The organism is Mycolicibacterium tusciae, assembly GCF_002086795.1.
Classification (GTDB): domain Bacteria; phylum Actinomycetota; class Actinomycetes; order Mycobacteriales; family Mycobacteriaceae; genus Mycobacterium; species Mycobacterium tusciae.
In genome coordinates, this window is the sequence record NZ_MVIM01000002.1 from 312142 (window position 1) to 330322 (window position 18181).

Below are 18181 nucleotides of genomic sequence, written 5' to 3' on the forward strand. Positions count from 1 at the left end.
AGGAATCACAGGTCTCAGCCCTGCGGTGCGACCATCGCACGCAACATCGACAACATCTCCGAACGCGATTCGGCGCCCAGCCGTCGCCGGATTCGCGCGACGTGATGCTCGACGGTCTTCGCTGAGATGAACAGCTGGGTGCCGATGTCTCGGTACGGCATGCCGAGCAATAGGAGTTCGGCGACTTCGCGCTCGCGGTCCGACAGTTTCGTCGCGGCCGGGCGGGTGGGACCGGGGTGGCTGTCCACGGCTGCCGACGTGTCGAGGCTCTGCGTCGCATCCAGTGCGGTGGTCTGTTTCAGGTCGCGAGCCAGCTGCAGCATCGCACCCGAGACGCGGCCGTCGGGCGTGTGCAACGCGGCCTGCCCCGCCAACCGGGTGGCATCCCAGGTGAGCCCGAACTGTGACAGCCCGCGCGCCGCCGCGCCGACGTCGTCGGTGTCCACGTGGTTGGCGAGCACCCGCAGCCACGTGCGGCCCGCGGTGGCCAATGCCTTGGCGAACGGGCTGTGTGCGGCGGCGGCGGTCAACGCCTGACCGTGCGGCGCCACCGCCTCCGGTGAATTGGTGAGGATCCCCGCGTGCACACCGGCCCAGCGCAACGGCACCGACCACAACAGCGGGTTGCCGAGCGAATCCAGCAGGGCGAACGCCTCGTCGAGGGTGTGCTGCAGCCGGTCGATCTGACGCAGCCGGGCCGCGGCCACCCATAGCTCACCCAACGGCAGCAGGGAGAACAGGTCCATCGAGTACTCGGCGAGCACTTCGGCCGCCGCATACCAATGCTTCTGTACCGCGCCGCTGTCGCCGCTACGGCGCGCGATCGCCGTCTGCAGCGCCGACGCCCACAGCGCGTCGCGGCGGTGCAGCGCATCAGCGTCTGCGGCAACGGCGGCGACGTCGGCCGTCGCGGCCTGTAACTGGCCGTCGAGCATCCGCACCCAGCCCAACAACAGCCGGTGTCTGCGTGCGGCGAACGTGGTGTTCTCGGGGCTTTCGTCCAGTGATGTCCGCACGGCACGGCCGATCACGCTGCGGGCCCGTACGGGGTCGCCGCCGTGCAGGGCGGCGAGCGTCACCAGCGCAGCGGGGGTGTCGGGGGCGACGCCCGTCGGCGACTGATCGGCGGTGATCGACTGGCCCAGCCGTGCGACCGCCGACGGGTAAGGAGCATCGAGGGACATCAGGAGCCCCTCGGCGAGGCTGCGGGCGGCGCGCGAGGTCGACGTCGGCGGGCCCGCGCTCTCGGCGCTGAGCGCCATCCGCGCTGCGGGCAGATCCCCAACCGCAAGTGACACGATGGCGCCCGCCGAGCCGACGAACGCGTCCGGATAGGGTCCGAGCCAGCGGAAGATGTCGGCGGCCTGCGCGGAGCTGCCATCGTGCGCAGCGATGCTGGCCGCGATGCGGACCGCGGCCGCGCGTTCAGCCGCGTCGTCGGACCCGAGCAGCTCGTCGGCTATCCGGCCCGCGGTGGCACAGTCGCCCGTCAGGGCGAGCGCGTCCGCCAATCTCGCGTTGAGCTTCGTCGCCCCTGCGTCGGATGCCGCGCGATAAAGTCTTGCCGCCCTTGCGGGTTGGCCATGACTTTCGGCCGCGAGCTTGGCCAGTGCGCTCGCCAGCCGATCGTCGCGAAGCCCGTGTTCGGCCAGCCGCAACGCGAGATCGGCTGACAGCGTGGATGATTCGATCTGAGAGACGAGCAATGCGATCTCGGTGTCGTGGTGGCGCGCGGTACCGATGATCTGTGCGATGCAGTGGTGCGCGGAACGCAGGAAGGTGTGACTGTGCGACGGCTCGATCAATCCGGTCGCGCGGGCACGGTCGACAAGTCGTTGGGCGTCCTGGGCTCCGATGCGCAGCGTCGCCGCGACGTCGTCTGGGCCCAGGCCGGGACTCAGCGAGGTCACCAGCAGGGTGTCCAGCACCGGCTCGTCGAGTCGGCGTAACCGTTCGATCAGCGCGAAGCTCGCCGCCTGCGCGATTGCCGACGTCGGCGCCTCGCCCTCGCGGGAGGAGGCGGCGGTGATCGCCGGCCCCAACAGGAACGGCAGCCCGGCCGTGGACACCATGAGCGCACGGATGAACTCGGGTGTCGGTGTGGCGCCGAGGATTTCGGCCGCGGCACGCGTCACGTCAGGTGGACTCAATGCGCCTATCGTCACGACGGGGTTCTCGCGTTCGATCGCGGTGGCCAAGGCGCGCAGCGCGGGCCGGTGCGCGAGGGGTTCCGTCGCGACGACGACCGTCGAAGCGGGATCGGCCACGCGGTCGACGAGCTGTTCGAGTTCGACATCGTCGAGCAGATGCGCGTCGTCGATCACGATGGCCGCTGCGGGATCGTCACCGCTGCGCGGCGGCCGGGTGAGTAACGGAATCCCGGCCGTACGCAATGTGTTTCGCACCGCGGCGAGGATCGACGTCTTACCGCTGCCGATGCCGCCTGCTACCAGGAGCTTCACCGGTTCGCCCGGCGCTGACGTCAGCGCCGCGATGGTGTCACGCGCGGGCGGCGGGATCTCGGTGACGTGCTCCGGCGCCGGTTTGGGCATGGATCACGTGCCGTCGTCGGGAACCACCACGTCGGGAACCACCACTGTTGTCGTGATGATCGGATCTTCGGTGGTGGTCGGAGGCTGGGTAGTTGTCGGTTGGGTGGTGGTCGGCTGCGTCGTCGTCGGCTGTGTGGTCGTCGTGGTGGTGGTCGTCGTTGTCGTCGTCGTGGTCGTTGTCGAGGTCGTCGACGGAGTCGTGGTCGTCGTGGTCGTCGTCGAGGGAGGCGGCACAACGGTGGTGCTCGGCTGGCCGTCGGATCCCGTGACGGTGATGGTCTGCGAGGTGGGTGGTCCCGCGGGCGACGGGCCGGTTTCGAAGGTCGTCGCCGTCTCGGTAACCGGACCGGTGTTGCTGGATGTGCCGGTCAACGTGACCGCGAGACCGCCGATGGCCAAGAGCACGGCCGCGGCGGCGGCACCGAACAGGATCGTCGGACGCTTGTACCAGGGCAGCGGTCCCGGTTCGGGGGTGAAGCCTTCTTCTTCGTGACTGAACTCCATCGGCGGCCTGGCCGCCGACCCGGTGGCAGCTGGGTCGAAGGTGTAGTCGTCGCCGGTGTACGGCACGGGCTCGCCGTCGCCGGCAGGGATGTCGTCCTGCGACCATGCGAGCGCACGGAACGTCGAGGAATCCGTCGCGTCGCCGGCCATGCCCGCTGCGGCCGCGCCTGCTGCACCCGCACCGGCCGCCCCCGCGACCCAGCCCGCGGTCGGGGCCATCCCCGTGGGAGCATCCGCAGCGGTGGCCATTCCGGTTGCCGCGTCAGCACCTTCGGCCAGCACCGCAGCGCCTGCGGCCACGTTCACCTGCGATTGCGGGGTTGTGACGACGGGCGCGCGCAGCCGCGTCGAGAGCTGCTGAGTCACCAACGGGATGTTCGCACCGCCGCCGACGGTCGCAACGGCCGAGACATCGGCAGCGGCAATGTTGTTGCGCTGCAATGTTTCTTCAACGGTATTGAGGAAGCCGGTCAGCGGCGCGGCGATGAGTTGTTCCAACTCGGTGCGCGTCACGCGGACATCGGATGCGAAGCCCGGTAGTTCGGCGTGGACGGCCGCGGCGGTCTCGGCGGACAACCGCTCCTTGGCCAGCCTGCAGTCGTTGCGCAACTTGGCCAACGATCCGACGGCCGCCGTGTTCGCGGGATCGGCGTCGCTCGCCTCCGCGATGCCGGCGACGACGTGGTTCAGCAGCGCCTGATCGATCTGATCGCCGGAGAAGTCGGCGTACCGCACCGTCTGACCGATGGTGTCGTAGTTGGCGCCCGCGTCGGCCAGCGTGACGCTGGTACCGCTGCCGCCGAAATCGCACAGCACCACGACGCCGCTGGACGGCAGACCCGGCGCCGACTGCAACGCCGAAAGTGCGGCGACCGAATCCGGGACCAGCGCCGGCGCGACACCGTTGGGAGCCAGGCTCGGGGCGCCGCGCAACGCGCCGCGCAATGCGCCGACCGTCGCGGCACCCCAGTGTGCGGGCACCGCGATCGCGATGGGTGCGCCGCCGCCGACGGTTCGTGCCATTGCGTCGAGGGCTTCGACGAGCACCTGCTCACCGCGGTGGGCCGAACCGTCGGCCGCGACCAACGGCACCGGATCGCCCACGCGCTCCACGAATCCCGTCAGCACCATCCCCGACGGCTGGACCGAAGGGTCCCCTGAGTATTCGGACGGCACGCCGACTTCGGCTGCTCGGTCCTCGAACACCGTGAGCACGGAACGTCGCATCACCGGGGGACGGCCCATGCGAGCCGCCACCAAATTGGTCATCCCAATGGACAACCCGAGAGAGTCGCTCATCTTTTCCTCTGCATTTCGGCCGACCATCACGATAGCGGCTCTGCAGCCCGAAACCCGGCACATCCCCCTATGCCGCGAAAACCCCTAACGTCGGGCCCCCTAATGCCCCAGGTGTAGAGGTGGGTTTCGCACCGATCTCTGCGGCGTCCGCGGTGGATAGCATCGTGACAAGCCATTTGGCTGGTGCCATCTGTCTGTCATCTATATCTGTATTGGGAAGGAGGGTGTTTCATGGCCAACTCGCTGCTCGACTTCGTGATGTCCCTCGTGCGAGATCCCGACGCCGCCACGCGCTACGCAGAAAACCCGGACCAAGCCATTCTCGACGCCAACCTCACCAACGTGACCACTGCCGACGTCAGCAACCTGATTCCGGTTGTCACGGAGTCACTGGGCGCGGCCGTGCCCAGCACGGGGGCCGAGGGCATCGTCGACATGGCCGACAACGTGTGGGCGAGCGGCGCCGCGACGGCGGCGTTCGACGCGTTCGACGACCAAGTGCCTGTTCAGGCGGTCGACGATATGCACCCGACCATCACCGAGTATGCCGATTCTTCGGATGACGTGCTGGACTCCGGACTGGATGCGCTGCACGACTCGAATATCCCCGGGGTGGTCGGCGCCGACGACGGGTCACTGCAATTCGACCAGCCGATCATCGACGACCTGCCGGTGTTCGACCTGCCGGCCGACGGCCATCTCAGCGATACCGTGATCGAGGTCGCCGACATGGATTCCGACCCGTCGGGATACGACATCTTCTAACCCCTCACCACCACGACTGCGCGGCCGCAACCGGCCGCGCAGTTTTGTTTTCCGCCCGCTGCGATCACGACCCCCTAACAACCCCCTAATCCCCTAACGTGGGTCGATGACCCATCCCGAGGTGCCTCGCCGCAGGCAGGGGTTTCGACCCCGTTTCAGGGGAGTCGGCTGGTCCCTAACGTGGTCATCAGTTCGCCGGACAGCCCGGTGACCAGCTTCCGACAACACGACCGAAGGACGACAGAAATGACGAACGTAATCGACTGGCTCCTGGACCTCTTCCGTGATCCGATCCGGGCCCAGGAATTCATCGCGGACCCGGCCCGCTCGATGGCCGCGGCCAACGTGTCCAACGTGACCGCCGCTCAGGTGCAGGCGGTTGCCGCGACGGTCGCACCCGCTGCAGTCCTGCACGGCGGCGGCGATCCCGTATTCGGGCTGCAGCAGGCCGTTGCCCAGACCCACGGCATCGCCTTCGCCCCGCAGCGCCAGACCGACCTGCTGTCGAACAACGACACCAGTTTCATGAGCCCCGAGACCAACATGTCCAACACGACGGGTCAGGACTCGCAGCAGGGCGTCGGCAACTTCGACCTGGAATTCGGTGACATCACCTTGGGTGACAAGACCAGCAACACCGCCACCAATGGTGGTGTGGTCAACACCGGCACCGCGGGCGATATCGACGCGACCCATGTCGACGGTGACGGCAATGTGGTCGGTGACGACAACGAGAACGTCAGCACCGGCGACATCGACGATTCCAACGTCAACATCGGTGAGGACAACGACATCGACGACAGCGGCGACCAGACCGCCGGCGGCGACATCATCTCCGACAACGAGGGACCCGTCATCAACGACAACGACATGAGTGGTGGCAGCGGCGGCGGCGCGGCCGGCGGCGACGGTGGCGGTGGCCTGATCGGCATCGGCAACGACGGCGGCAGCGCGTCCGGCGGGGCCGGTGGCTCCGGCGGCGGCATCGTGATCGTCGACAACGACACGACCACTGTCGGCGGAAACCAGACCACGGTCGACGACTCGGTCGACAACTCAGGTCAGGACAACTCGGTCGACAGCTCGGTCGACAACTCCGGCCAGGACAACTCGGTCGACAGCTCGGTGGACAACTCGGGTCAGGTCAACAGCAGCATCGACACCAGCGTCGATGTGGACAACTCGGTCGACGCCGGTCTGTTCTGACGTCGAGCACCAACGCCACTGGCGGGGATCGAAAGCCGATCCCCGCCAGTTCGCGCATCTACCGTTAGTGCTGAGCCGTCTCCGGGCACCAGAAGGACTTCATGACGCAACCGAGTGACCCCCGCAATACCAAGGTCATCGTCGAGTTGATCGACCACACCAGCAGGATCGCCGACGTCAACGAGCGCGGCGACTTGGTCGAACGCCTGGCCAGGGCCAAGGCGCGGATCACCGATCCGCAGATCCGGGTGGTCGTGGCCGGACAGCTCAAACAGGGCAAGAGCCTGCTGCTCAACTCGCTACTCAACGCTCCGGTCGCGCGGGTCGGCGACGACGAGAGCACCGTGCTGCCGACGGTGGTGTCCTACGCCGAGAACACCTCGGCCCGGCTGATCGTCGCACGCCCCGACGGTGCGGAGCCGGAAGCCATCGAGATCGAAATGGCCGACATCAAGACCGATCTGCGCCGCGCCCCGCAGGCCGGCGGCCGCGAGGTGTTGCGGGTCGAGGTCACCGCGACGGGCCCGCTGTTGAAGAACGGATTGGCGTTCGTGGACACGCCCGGCGTCGGTGGGCACGGCCAGCCGCACCTGTCGGCGACGTTGGGGTTGTTGCCCGACGCCGACGCGGTGTTGATGTGCAGTGACACCAGCCAGGAGTTCACCGAACCCGAAATGACCTTCATGCGGCAGGCTTTCGGTATCTGCCCGGTCTCGACGATCATTGCCACCAAGACCGACCTGTATCCCCACTGGCGCGCGATCGTCGAGGCGAACAAGGCCCATCTCGACCGGGCGGGCCTGTCGATACCGATGATTCCGGCGTCGTCGCTGTTGCGTAGTCACGCCATCCAGCTCAACGACAAGGAACTCAACGCGGAGTCGAACTTTCCGGCCATCGTGAAGTTCCTCACCGAGCAGGTGCTGTCGCGGCAGCGGGATCACATCCGGGACCAGGTGGTTGCCGAGATACGGTCGGCTGCTGAACATCTGACGCTCAAGGTCAGCACCGAGCTGGCGTCGCACAACGATGCGGATGTGCGGGCCCGGCTCACCGAGGATCTGGAGCGGCGCAAGGAGGAAGCACAGGAGGCGCTGCAGCAGACAGCGCTGTGGCAGCAGGTGCTCAACGACGGAATCGCCGATCTCACAGCCGATATCGATCACGATCTGCGCGGCCGCTTCCGGATCATCGGCCAGCACATCGAGAAGGAGATCGACAACTGCGACCCGACGCAGCACTGGGCCGAGATCGGGACCGAGCTGGAGAACGCGATAGCCACCGCGGTCGGAGACAACTTCGTCTGGGCGTACCAGCGTGCAACGGTGTTGGCCGAAGAGGTGGCCCGCACCTTCACCGAGGCCGGCCTGGAGGCCGTCAAGATGCCGCAGATCGATGCGCGCGAGATGGGCGCCAGCCTCGGCGAGATCAAGTCGCTGGCCAATCTCGAAGCCAAACCGGTCGGCAAGGCACGCAAGGTCGGGATCGGTATGCAGGGCTCGTACGGCGGTGTCCTGATGTTCGGCATGTTGACGTCGTTCGCAGGTCTGGGCATGTTCAATCCGCTGTCCCTCGGTGCCGGTCTGCTGATGGGCCGCAGCGCGTACCGCGAGAACATGGACAACCGCATGATGCGGGTGCGCAACGAGGCGAAGCTGAGCACGCGCCGGTTCATCGACGACGTTTCTTTCGTCGTCAACAAGGAGTCGCGGGATCGGCTCAAGGGTGTCCAGCGCCAACTGCGGGATCATTACCGTGGTATCGCCAACCAGACGACGCGATCGCTGAATGAATCGCTGCAGGCGACGATCGCCGCGGCCAAACTCGAGGAGAACGAACGCAACACGCGCGTGAAGGAACTCGAGCGCCAGCTCAACATCCTCAAGCAGGTGACCGACCACGCGGAGAAGCTGCTGTCGGAGGCTCAGTCGGCGCCCAGCTGACAGGCTTTAAGCTGGTCTGTCGATGAGCACGAGTGACCAGGTGCGCGCGATCCTGGGCGGAACCATCCAGGCCTACCGCTCCGATCCCGCCTACGCGCAGCGTCCCGACGTGCACAACGAACTGGACCGCATCGGCCGCCGGCTCAACCAGCCCATCCGCATCGCACTGGCGGGAACGCTCAAGGCGGGCAAGTCGACCCTGGTGAATGCGCTTGTGGGCGAGGACATTGCACCCACCGACGCCACCGAGGCCACCCGCATCGTCACCTGGTTCCGGCACGGTCCGACACCGAAGGTCACCGCCAACCATCGGGGTGGACGGCGCTCAAACGTCCCGATCGGCCGCGACGCCGTCGAGGGTGGTCTCACCTTCGACTTCGCCACCCTCGATCCCGAGGACGTGGTCGACCTGGACGTCGAGTGGCCCGCATCCGAACTGATCGACACCACGATCATCGACACCCCCGGCACGTCTTCGCTGTCCAAGGACGTCTCCCAGCGCACGTTGCGCCTGCTGGTCCCCGACGACGGCGTTCCACGCATCGACGCCGTGGTGTTCCTGCTGCGCACCCTCAACGCCGCCGACATCGCGCTGCTCATGCAGATCGGCGAGCTGGTCGGGGGATCGGCGGGGGCGCTCGGAGTCATCGGTGTCGCGTCGCGCGCCGACGAGATCGGTGCCGGCCGGATCGACGCGATGTTGTCCGCCAAGGACGTGGCGGCCCGGTTCACCAGCGAGATGGACAAGACCGGTATCTGCCAGGCGGTGGTGCCGGTGTCGGGGCTGCTGGCGCTCACCGCGCGAACCCTGCGGCAGAGCGAGTTCGTCGCGTTGGAGAAGCTGGCCGGGGTCGACGCAGTAGAGCTGACCAAGGCGATGCTGTCGGTGGACCGATTCGTGCGCGAGGACAGTTCGTTGCCGGTCGACGCCGCCACCCGGGCCGCGCTGCTCGACCGGTTCGGCATGTTCGGGATCAGGATCTCGATCGCCGTGCTGCGTGCCGGCGTCACCGATTCGGTGGCCCTGGCCGACGAACTGCTCGAGCGCAGCGGGCTGATCGCCCTGCGCGACGTGATCGACCAGCAGTTCGCGCAGCGGTCGGATCTGCTCAAGGCGCACACCGCGCTGCTGTCGCTGCGGCGCTTCGTGGAGAACAACCCGATCTACGCGAGCCGCGCCATCATCGCCGACATCGACCCGCTGCTGGCCGACACCCACGCGTTCGAAGAGTTGCGACTGCTCAGTCAATTACGTTCGCGGCCAACCACATTGAATGAGGACGAGATGGCGTCGCTGCGGCGCATCATCGGCGGTTCCGGCACCGACGCCGCCAGCAGACTCGGCCTGCAACCCGATGCCCCCTACGACGGGCCCCGCTCCGCGTTCGCCGCCGCCCAGCGCTGGCGCCGTCGCGCCGAACACCCGCTCAACGATCCGTTCACGACGCGCGCCTGCCGGGCCGCCGTGCGTAGCGCCGAGGCACTGGTCGCCGAGTACGCCGCCAGGGGCCGCTAGGGAGCCGGGGTCACCGTTTCGGTGACCGTGCTGGTTTCCGTGCTGATGCTGATGCTGGTGCTGACGCTCGGCGTCGTGGTGGTCGTGGTCGGCGGTGTCGTGGTGGTCGTCGGCGACTCGGTGGTCGTCGTCGGCGTGTACGTCTCCGTCACGGTCTCGGGCGCCGGCGTGGTCGTCGGCGTGACCGACCGAGAGGTGGTGGTGAGCGGAGTCAACGTCGTCTGCTCGGACGGTGCGTCACCACCGGTGATGAGCTTGGCCAGGCCGAACACGATCAACGCGACGATCACCGCGCCGAGAGCCCCGAACCCGACGAGCGCGCCCGGCTTACGGAACCACGGGACCTCGTCACCGGGCGGCGGGCCAGGCGGCTCGTCATATCCACCGCCGCCGTAGTCGGCGTAAACGGTCGGGTCGTCGTCCGGATGGTTCTGGTCGTCAGGAGATCCGTATCGCGCCACGGGGACCGATAGTAGGCGCTCAGGGATAAGGATTGAACGTACGCGTGATGTTGGTGCGTGGCGTACGCCGTGTCGTTCGGGTGGTGGGGCCTTCGTCCTCGTCGTCATCGTTGCGGGTCGTAGGCCGTCTGGTCGAACTCTCGCTGCTCGACGTCGTCTCTGACGATGAGGATGGAGATGTCGAAGGGCCGTCGATGTCGGTGGTCTCCGGCGGACTCGTGCTGGTAATCGTCTGAGTAGTGGTCGTGTCCGTTGACAGTGACGCCGTTGCCGAGAACGACGGCGTGACGAAGTCGAGAGGGGCTTCCTCGGTTTCGCCGAACTGTCGGGCCACGGCGGTCGCCGCGACGATCAATATGCCGATCACCAGGATCGCGAGAAGGCTGGCCCCGAGGAGAGTGGAGGTGCGATTGTGCCAGGGCTGCCCCTCGTCGTCGTCGATCTCCCGGCGGGCCACGGCGCTGATAGTAGTGGCGACATGCAGGTGAGCGCGTGTTCAGCGGAGCTGCGGGATTACCTCTGCGGCGAAGAAGTCCACGTGGTCGAGATCTGACATATCGAGAACCTGCAGGTAAATTCGCTGCATGCCGATCTTCAGGTAGGCGCCGAGCTTGTCGGCGATCTCGGTGGGGGTCCCCACCAGTGGAGAGTTGCTGCGCAGTTCGTCGACCGCGCGACCGATCGCGGCGGCCCGCCGGGAGATCTCTTGCTCATTTCGACCCGCGCAGATCACGAAGGCCGCGGAGTACGTCATCGACTCGGCTGCGCGTCCGGCGTCGGCCACCGCCGAGGCGACCCGCTCGAATTGAGTCTGAGCCGTTTTGAGCGGGGCGAACGGGATGTTGAACTCGGCGGCGAACTGCGCGGCGAGCGCCGGTGTCCGCTTGGCGCCGGCACCACCGATGATGATCGGTGGATGCGGCGACTGGACCGGCTTGGGTAGGGCGGGAGATTCCGCGACGGCGTAGTGGGCGCCGGCGTAATCGAACGTCTCGCCGCTCGGGGTCGTCCAGAGGCCCGTGATGATGTTCAGCTGTTCGGTCAGCCGGTCGAAGCGTTCGCCCAGCGGAGGGAACGGAATGGCGTAGGCCTTGTGCTCGGCTTCGAACCAGCCTGCGCCGATGCCTAACTCCACACGGCCGCCGCTCATTTCGTCGACCTGCGCGACAGCGATCGCCAGGGGGCCCGGATAGCGGAAGGTGGCCGAGGTGACCAAGGTGCCGAGCCGTATCGAGGTGGTCTCGCGGGCGATGCCGCCCAACGTGACCCAGGAATCCGTGGGTCCCGGTAGGCCGTCACCGCTCATGGCGGTGAAGTGGTCGGAGCGGAAGAACGCCGAGTAGCCGGCGGCTTCGGCCGTGCGGGCGACCGCCAGTTGGTCGCTGTAGGTGGCGCCCTGTTGAGGTTCGACGAAGACCCGGAAGTCCAGTGGTGAATCCACGCGCACCACCATAGGCGGTTCAGAAGACCTCGACGCCCGAGGTGTTGACGAACATGCCATGACCGGTGGCGTCGTTGGTGAACCGGGTGCCGTCTGCGGTCGCGGCGATCGTCCAGCCGAGCGCACGGTAGGTCTGGTAATCCAGGGTGACGGCCGGGATGGCGCCGAGGTTGCCGACGACCCACCGCATGCTGCCGTCGGCGGTGACGTTCACCCCGTTGGCGGGCATGCCGTTCACTTCGACGGAGTTGGTGAACTGCGATTCGCAGCCGACCTCGGCCTCGGAGATCTGGCAGCGCGTCAGACCGGATTTGGTTTCGATGAACACGTAACCGGACTCATCGGGTGGCAGTGTCGTCGCGCCGGGCAGCCCCGTCGGCGGAGGCGTGGACGGTGGTGTGGACGGCGGTGTGCTGCTCGGCGACGGCGTTCGCGTCGGCCTGGATGTCGGAAAGCTCGGTTCGGTCGGTGAGGCACTGGACGCGACGGGATTGCCCTCGACGGTTGTGGAGCAACCGGCCAGCACGGCCGCGGACAGCAGAAGCCCGGCGGCGACGCCGCCTTTCACAGGCCTCGTCGTGCGGCGCGCACGGCTTGAGCGGCTTGGGCATCGGAGAAGGTGAGCCGGGCTTCATCGCGACCGGCGACGAACAGCGTGAGCTCGCCGATGTCTCCGGTGACAGTCAAGCCGGGACCGCTGCCGACGACGGCGACTGTTTCGCCTTCGGCCGTCTTCAGAGTGACCCGGGCGGGCACTTTCCCCATGGTCAGCCTGGCCATCATGCCGACGGGGCGCCGGAGCGCCGCGATGGTCTCGGCATCGAGAGACCTTGGCTCCCAACCGGGTTGGGCCCTGCGGACGTCTTCGTGATGGATGAACATCTCATCCATGTTGGCCACCGAATCGAGAAGCTTGAACGGAGACAGTAGTGGCGGGCCCGACGAGACCTTGTCCACCAACTCGTCCCAGCCGGTGGACGATGCGGTTTTGCGCTGAACCTTGTCGGTGTAGCCGGCGAGGAACGGGATCGCGATACCGGGCGCGGCGTCGAGTCTGCGCTCCCGGACCACGAGGTGCGCCGCGAGATCGCGGGTGGTCCATCCCTCGCACAGGGTGGGCGCGTCAGGCCCGATCTCGCTCATGGTCGCCACCAGGGCGGCGCGCTCGCGCCGGGCTGCAGTCATGCCTAACCCTAGGACGACACCCAGGTTTGACTACAGCCCGGCGCGAGGATTCGATGGTCCGCTACTCCGGGTCGCTGAGAGCGAGGCTGCCGCGCAGGATGCCCTGAACCTGCACAACGTACGCACTGCCCCTCCGGTTGGCCTCTCCCCGGGGTTCGCGGGCGCGGTGAAGGACCCTGGGGTGTGCCTCCGTCAGCCATCACCGGGGTCAAGGCCGGTCGCCGCGGCGTCGTCGGCGAGGGTGAAGTAGTTCTCCTCCTCTTGTAGGAAGTGCAATCGCAGCACCGCGTGCAGCCCGTACAGACACGCGAGTAGGTCATCGACTTGGTCGGGTTGGATGCCGTTGCTGGCTCGGGCGAGTTCGACGTGTGCCGCGATGCGGTCGGACAAGCGGCGGATTTCGGCGTGCGTCCTGCTCATGGTGGCCGTCGCTTCACCGCTTCCGAGCGGACGGGCCAGCGCCGGGTACAGCCCGGACTCCTCGGCCTGCTCGTGCGGCAGGATCCGCTCCTCGAGAAAGGTGTTCGCGCGGATCACCGACTCCAGTGCGCCCCGGTCAGCGCCGGTGACCAAGCGGTCGGCCGCGTCGCGAAGTAGATCGACGGTGTCGCGCAGTTCGTCGTGCTCGGTTGCGAAGCGCCGCAACATGTTCTCCGTTTCGGCGGGCAGATCCACCTCGACGTCGGGGTTGCCGCGCAGGGCGCGAAGCGCGTTGAGGATGACGGCCACATCGATGCCCTCCTGCAGCAGCGCGCCGGCGGCGGGAGGTAACCAGCCCAGGGCGGCGATCACCATGGCCGCCAACGACAGTGCCATGCCGACCACCGCGCTCTGCACGGCGATTCGCCGTGACCACCTGGCAATGTCCATCGCATCGGCGAGGCGGTCCAGGCGATCCGTCGTCAACACGATGTCGGCGGCTTCCGAGGACGCGGTCGCGCCGCGCGCTCCCATCGCGACGCCCACCGTGGCCGCCGCGAGCGCGGGCGCGTCGTTGACGCCGTCGCCCACCATCACGGTGCCGGCCCGCTGTTTCTCCTCTCGGACCGCGGCCACCTTGTCTTGCGGGGTCTGCTGGGCGTAGACCTCGTCGAGTCCCAGCACCGTGGCGACTTCGCGGGCGGGTTCGGCGCGGTCGCCGGTCAGCATCACCAGGCGGTTGAGGCCAGCCGCTCGCAGCCGGCGAACCGTGCGAGGGGCGTTCCGACGCAACGGGTCTCGTAACAAGACGGCACCTGCCAGTTCGCCATCGACGCACACCCAAGCGATCGCCGCCGAATCCAGGCTCGCCCGGTTCACCGCGGCCCGTGCCCAATCTGCGTCGCCGGCTTGGCCGGACAGCTTCCCGACTTCAACGTGGTGACCGTCGACGGTGCCGGTGACACCGCGGCCGGCCTGCTCGCCGACTTCAGTGGGCAGTGACGGTTGCAGGCCACGGGCCAGCGCTTCGGTGACGATCGCCTCGGCGAGCACGTGCGGCGACATCTGGTCCACGGACGCCGCCCACTGAAGGATCTCTGCGGCGTCTCGGCCCGGCGCGGTGAGCACACCCACAACCATGGGGCGGCCCATCGTCAGCGTCCCGGTCTTGTCCATCACCAAGGTCGTCGCACTTCCCAGAGACTCCAGCGCGCCGCCGCTGCGGATCACCACACCGTGGCGTGACGCACGCGACAGGCCGGACACGATCGCCACCGGTGCCGCGAGTAGCAGCGGGCAGGGCGTGGCCACCACCAAGACGGCGACCGCTCGCACCGCTGATCCGGTCGCGAGCCAGGCCCCACCGGCGATGACGAGCGTCAACGGCAGGAACCAGGCCGCGTAGCGGTCGGCCAGCCGGACGATCGGCGCAGTCTCCGCACCCGCGGCTTCCGCCAGCCGCACGATGCCGGCGTAGGTGCTGTCTTTGGCGACGGCGGTGGCACGAAGCTCGAATGGACCGCCGGCGTTCACCACGCCGCTGCGGACCGGCTCACCGGCACGCCGCTCCACCTGCTCGGACTCACCGGTCAGTACGGATTCGTCCAACACGGCCAACGCGTCGGCGACGCGTCCGTCGACCGGCACGGTCTCGCCCGGGCCGACGATCAACAGGTCGTCGACCACGACGTCGGCGATGGGGACGACCCGGACCTCCGAGCCGAACCGTCGGCGAGCGAATCGCGGCGCATGCTCGAGCAACGCGCGCAGGTCATGAGTGGCCCGGCGCTCCGCGGCGGCTTCGAGAGCGCGCCCACCGGCGAGCATCACCGCGATCAGGGCGCCGGCCAGATACTCGCCGACGAGCAGAGTGCCGACCAGCGCCAGCACCGCGATGACGTCGACGCCGAGGCGTCCGTGACGCAACGTCGAGATCACCCACCACACAGCAGGTACCAGTGCGATCGCCGTCCCGACGATCCAGCAGACGTCGGCCGCCTCACGCAGACCGATCAGCCAGAGGATGCCGCCGACGGCCAACGCGCAGACGGTCACCACCACCAGGACGGGCTCGCGCAGCGATCGCCAGCGCGCGTCAACCACACGTGTCTGCTCCACACCGGGAACTGTCCTCGCGTCGACGTCGACGGGGTAGCGGCGTGGGCCACTTTCCGCTCGGTGAAAGTCCTCGACGGACAGGGCAAAAGGCCCTATCAGCCGTCGCCACCGTCGCCGCCCGCCACGCCTCTCGAAAGACGCGGGAACAAACTCGGACATCCTCCCGTTGGACCCATCGACAGTTGAGCGTGCTTGACTCAAGTCTGGGTTGACAGGATAGGGTTGACCCGAGCAGTCTTGAGTGCGGTGCACTCAGACCCCAAAGTTGGACTAATTCAGGAGGAACAACCATGGCTCGTGCGGTCGGAATCGACCTCGGGACCACGAACTCGGTCGTCGCGGTACTGGAGGGTGGCGACCCCGTCGTCGTCGCCAACTCCGAGGGTTCCCGCACCACGCCGTCCGTCGTCGCGTTCGCGCGTAACGGCGAGGTGCTGGTCGGTCAGCCCGCCAAGAACCAGGCGGTGACCAACGTCGACCGGACGATCCGTTCGGTCAAGCGTGAAATGGGCAGCGACTGGAACGTCGAGATCGACGGCAAAAAGTACACCCCCCAGGAGATCAGCGCTCGGGTGCTGATGAAGCTCAAGCGCGACGCCGAGGCTTACCTGGGCGAGGACATCACCGATGCGGTGATCACCGTGCCCGCGTACTTCAACGACGCCCAGCGCCAGGCCACCAAGGAATCCGGCCAGATCGCCGGTCTCAACGTGCTGCGCATCGTCAACGAGCCGACCGCCGCGGCGCTGGCCTACGGGCTGGACAAGGGCGAGAAGGAACAGACCATCCTGGTCTTCGACCTCGGTGGTGGCACGTTCGACGTGTCGCTGCTGGAGATCGGCGAGGGTGTGGTCGAGGTCCGCGCCACCTCCGGTGACAACCACCTGGGCGGCGACGACTGGGACGACCGCATCGTCGAATGGCTCGTCGACAAGTTCAAGGGCACCTCGGGCATCGACCTGACCAAGGACAAGATGGCGATGCAGCGGCTGCGTGAGGCGGCCGAAAAGGCCAAGATCGAGCTCTCGAGTTCGCAGGGCACGTCGATCAACCTGCCCTACATCACCGTCGACGCGGACAAGAACCCGCTGTTCCTCGACGAGCAGCTGACCCGCGCCGAATTCCAGCGGATCACACAGGATCTGCTGGATCGCACCCGCAAGCCGTTCCAGTCGGTGATCGCCGACGCCAGCATCTCGGTGGCCGACATCGACCACGTGGTTCTGGTCGGCGGCTCCACCCGTATGCCCGCGGTGTCCGAGCTGGTCAAGGAAATGACCGGCGGCAAGGAGCCCAACAAGGGTGTCAACCCGGACGAGGTTGTCGCCGTTGGCGCCGCGCTGCAGGCCGGCGTGCTCAAGGGTGAGGTGAAAGACGTTCTGCTGCTTGACGTCACGCCGCTGTCCCTCGGTATCGAAACCAAGGGTGGCGTGATGACCAAGCTGATCGAGCGCAACACCACCATCCCGACCAAGCGCTCGGAGACCTTCACCACGGCCGACGACAATCAGCCGTCGGTGCAGATCCAGGTCTTCCAGGGCGAACGCGAGATCGCCGCGCACAACAAGCTGCTCGGCAGCTTCGAGCTGACCGGCATCCCGCCGGCCCCGCGCGGTGTGCCCCAGATCGAGGTCACGTTCGACATCGACGCCAACGGCATCGTGCACGTGACCGCCAAGGACAAGGGCACCGGCAAGGAGAACACGATCCGAATCCAGGAGGGCTCCGGCCTTTCCAAGGACGAGATCGACCAGATGATCAAGGACGCCGAGGCGCACGCCGAGGAGGACCGTAAGCGTCGCGAGGAGGCCGACGTCCGCAACCAGGCGGAGTCGCTGGTCTACCAGACGGAGAAGATCGTCAAGGAACAGCGCGAAGCCGAAGGCGGATCGAAGATCCCTGCGGAGACGCTGGACAAGGTCGATTCCGCGGTCGCCGAAGCCAAGTCGACGCTCGAGGGCAGCGACATCGCAGCCATCAAGGCGGCGATGGAAAAGCTCGGTGTCGAGGCCCAGGGACTGGGTCAGGCGCTCTACGAGGCCACCCAGGCCGAGCAGGCCGCGGGTCCCGGCGGCGGTGAGTCGGCGGCCGGACCGGCCGACGACAACGTCGTGGACGCCGAGGTCGTCGATGAGGATGACCAGGAGCGCAAGTGAGCCAGAACGATTCGCACGAGCCGGTGACAGTCACCGACAAGCGGCGCATCGATCCTGACACCGGCGAAATCCGTGAACAATCCGCCGGCCCGGCCCCCAGTGGGCCGGCGCCGGGGGAGTTCGAGGGCGAGAGCCCCGAGGAGGCCGGTAAAGCCGCCGAACTGCTCAGTGATCTGCAACGGGTGCAGGCCGACTTCGCCAACTATCGCAAGCGCGCCCTCCGCGACCAGCAGCTCACCGCAGACCGGGCCAAGGCGTCAGTGATCACCCAACTGCTGCCCGTACTCGACGATCTCGACCGCGCTCGCAGCCACGGGGACCTGGAGTCCGGTCCGCTGAAGTCGGTCGCCGACAAACTCGCGACCGCCCTTGAGGGACTTGGCCTATCGGGTTTCGGTGACGAAGGCGACGATTTCGACCCCGCCCTGCACGAGGCCGTGCAGCACGAGGGCGACGGTACCCACCCCGTGGTGGGAACCGTCATGCGTCGTGGATACAAGGTCGGCGACTTGGTCGTGCGACACGCCCTGGTGGGCGTCGTCGACACCGTGCCCGATGCCGATAACCCCAACCCCGTCTCGCCAGAGGCCCCACAATCAGACGACAACTAGACAC

At 67.4% G+C, this 18181-nt stretch carries 14 protein-coding genes; 6 read left to right on the top strand and 8 right to left on the bottom strand.

The genetic code is table 11. The features are described from left to right. Window positions 1-14: 14 nt before the first annotated feature. Together iniR and BST47_RS04625 are read right to left on the bottom strand one after the other, a co-directional pair. Window positions 15-2552: an isoniazid response ATPase/transcriptional regulator IniR gene (gene iniR, locus BST47_RS04620; protein WP_083124033.1), complete on the bottom strand. Its 2538-nt coding sequence runs from the start codon at window positions 2550-2552 to the stop codon at window positions 15-17. A 3-nt stretch (window positions 2553-2555) separates the two neighbouring features. Then, entirely contained in the window at window positions 2556-4355 is a 1800-nt protein-coding gene (locus BST47_RS04625) for an Hsp70 family protein (protein WP_083124277.1), read from the bottom strand. A 231-nt stretch (window positions 4356-4586) separates the two neighbouring features. Between BST47_RS04625 and BST47_RS04630 the strand changes: the two genes are divergently transcribed. The 4 genes from BST47_RS04630 (at window position 4587) to BST47_RS04645 (ending at window position 9785) form a co-directional block, all read left to right on the top strand. After that, window positions 4587-5120 (top strand): Rv0340 family IniB-related protein, encoded by a 534-nt coding sequence (locus tag BST47_RS04630; RefSeq protein WP_083124034.1) that lies wholly within the window; start codon window positions 4587-4589, stop codon window positions 5118-5120. A gap of 246 nt (window positions 5121-5366) precedes the next feature. Beyond that, the gene (locus tag BST47_RS04635) at window positions 5367-6326 is read left to right on the top strand and encodes an IniB N-terminal domain-containing protein (protein ID WP_083124278.1); all 960 of its coding nucleotides are present in this window, start codon (window positions 5367-5369) and stop codon (window positions 6324-6326) included. A 101-nt stretch (window positions 6327-6427) separates the two neighbouring features. Further along, window positions 6428-8269: a dynamin family protein gene (locus BST47_RS04640; protein ID WP_083124035.1), complete on the top strand. Its 1842-nt coding sequence runs from the start codon at window positions 6428-6430 to the stop codon at window positions 8267-8269. 22 nt (window positions 8270-8291) lie between these two features. Next, window positions 8292-9785, top strand: a complete 1494-nt coding sequence (locus BST47_RS04645; RefSeq protein ID WP_083124036.1) for a dynamin family protein — start codon at window positions 8292-8294, stop codon at window positions 9783-9785. Here the strand turns inward: BST47_RS04645 and BST47_RS04650 are convergent. The 6 genes from BST47_RS04650 to BST47_RS04675 all read right to left on the bottom strand — a co-directional run bounded on the left by BST47_RS04650 (window position 9782) and on the right by BST47_RS04675 (window position 15410). Then, complete coding sequence (locus tag BST47_RS04650) at window positions 9782-10246, bottom strand: hypothetical protein (RefSeq protein WP_083124037.1); 465 nt, start codon at window positions 10244-10246, stop codon at window positions 9782-9784. The genes BST47_RS04645 and BST47_RS04650 overlap by 4 nt on opposite strands. 19 nt (window positions 10247-10265) lie before the next feature. Further along, window positions 10266-10703, bottom strand: a complete 438-nt coding sequence (locus tag BST47_RS04655) for a hypothetical protein (RefSeq protein ID WP_083124038.1) — start codon at window positions 10701-10703, stop codon at window positions 10266-10268. Between the two features lie 39 nt (window positions 10704-10742). After that, on the bottom strand, window positions 10743-11699 hold the full coding sequence (locus BST47_RS04660; RefSeq protein WP_083124039.1) for an LLM class F420-dependent oxidoreductase: 957 nt from the start codon (window positions 11697-11699) through the stop codon (window positions 10743-10745). A 7-nt stretch (window positions 11700-11706) separates the two neighbouring features. After that, window positions 11707-12255 (bottom strand): hypothetical protein, encoded by a 549-nt coding sequence (locus BST47_RS04665; RefSeq protein ID WP_083124040.1) that lies wholly within the window; start codon window positions 12253-12255, stop codon window positions 11707-11709. Further along, window positions 12252-12872 carry a TIGR03085 family metal-binding protein gene (locus BST47_RS04670; RefSeq protein WP_083124041.1) on the bottom strand — a complete coding sequence of 207 codons (621 nt, stop codon included), beginning with the start codon at window positions 12870-12872 and terminating at the stop codon, window positions 12252-12254. Before BST47_RS04670 ends, BST47_RS04665 begins: the two co-directional genes overlap by 4 nt. Window positions 12873-13064: 192 nt before the next feature. Next, the gene (locus tag BST47_RS04675; protein WP_234809569.1) at window positions 13065-15410 is read right to left on the bottom strand and encodes a heavy metal translocating P-type ATPase; all 2346 of its coding nucleotides are present in this window, start codon (window positions 15408-15410) and stop codon (window positions 13065-13067) included. Window positions 15411-15700: 290 nt separating this feature from the next. Here BST47_RS04675 and dnaK point away from each other — a divergent pair, with 290 nt between their 5' ends. Both dnaK and grpE read left to right on the top strand, forming a co-directional pair. Beyond that, window positions 15701-17566, top strand: a complete 1866-nt coding sequence (dnaK, locus tag BST47_RS04680; RefSeq protein WP_083124043.1) for a molecular chaperone DnaK — start codon at window positions 15701-15703, stop codon at window positions 17564-17566. Further along, window positions 17563-18177, top strand: coding sequence for a nucleotide exchange factor GrpE (gene grpE / locus BST47_RS04685; protein ID WP_083124044.1), 615 nt, complete (start codon window positions 17563-17565; stop codon window positions 18175-18177). The genes dnaK and grpE overlap by 4 nt, the downstream gene beginning before the upstream one ends. The last annotated feature ends 4 nt before the right edge of the window (window positions 18178-18181 follow it).

Coding starts and splice junctions, on each gene's coding strand:
- BST47_RS04645 (WP_083124036.1), top strand. CDS start 8,292: ATGAGCACGAGTGACCAGGTGCGCGCGATCCTGGGCGGAACCATCCAG.
- BST47_RS04630 (WP_083124034.1), top strand. CDS start 4,587: ATGGCCAACTCGCTGCTCGACTTCGTGATGTCCCTCGTGCGAGATCCC.
- BST47_RS04635 (WP_083124278.1), top strand. CDS start 5,367: ATGACGAACGTAATCGACTGGCTCCTGGACCTCTTCCGTGATCCGATC.
- BST47_RS04625 (WP_083124277.1), bottom strand. CDS start 4,355: ATGAGCGACTCTCTCGGGTTGTCCATTGGGATGACCAATTTGGTGGCG.
- dnaK (WP_083124043.1), top strand. CDS start 15,701: ATGGCTCGTGCGGTCGGAATCGACCTCGGGACCACGAACTCGGTCGTC.
- BST47_RS04640 (WP_083124035.1), top strand. CDS start 6,428: ATGACGCAACCGAGTGACCCCCGCAATACCAAGGTCATCGTCGAGTTG.
- BST47_RS04660 (WP_083124039.1), bottom strand. CDS start 11,699: ATGGTGGTGCGCGTGGATTCACCACTGGACTTCCGGGTCTTCGTCGAA.
- iniR (WP_083124033.1), bottom strand. CDS start 2,552: ATGCCCAAACCGGCGCCGGAGCACGTCACCGAGATCCCGCCGCCCGCG.
- BST47_RS04670 (WP_083124041.1), bottom strand. CDS start 12,872: ATGACTGCAGCCCGGCGCGAGCGCGCCGCCCTGGTGGCGACCATGAGC.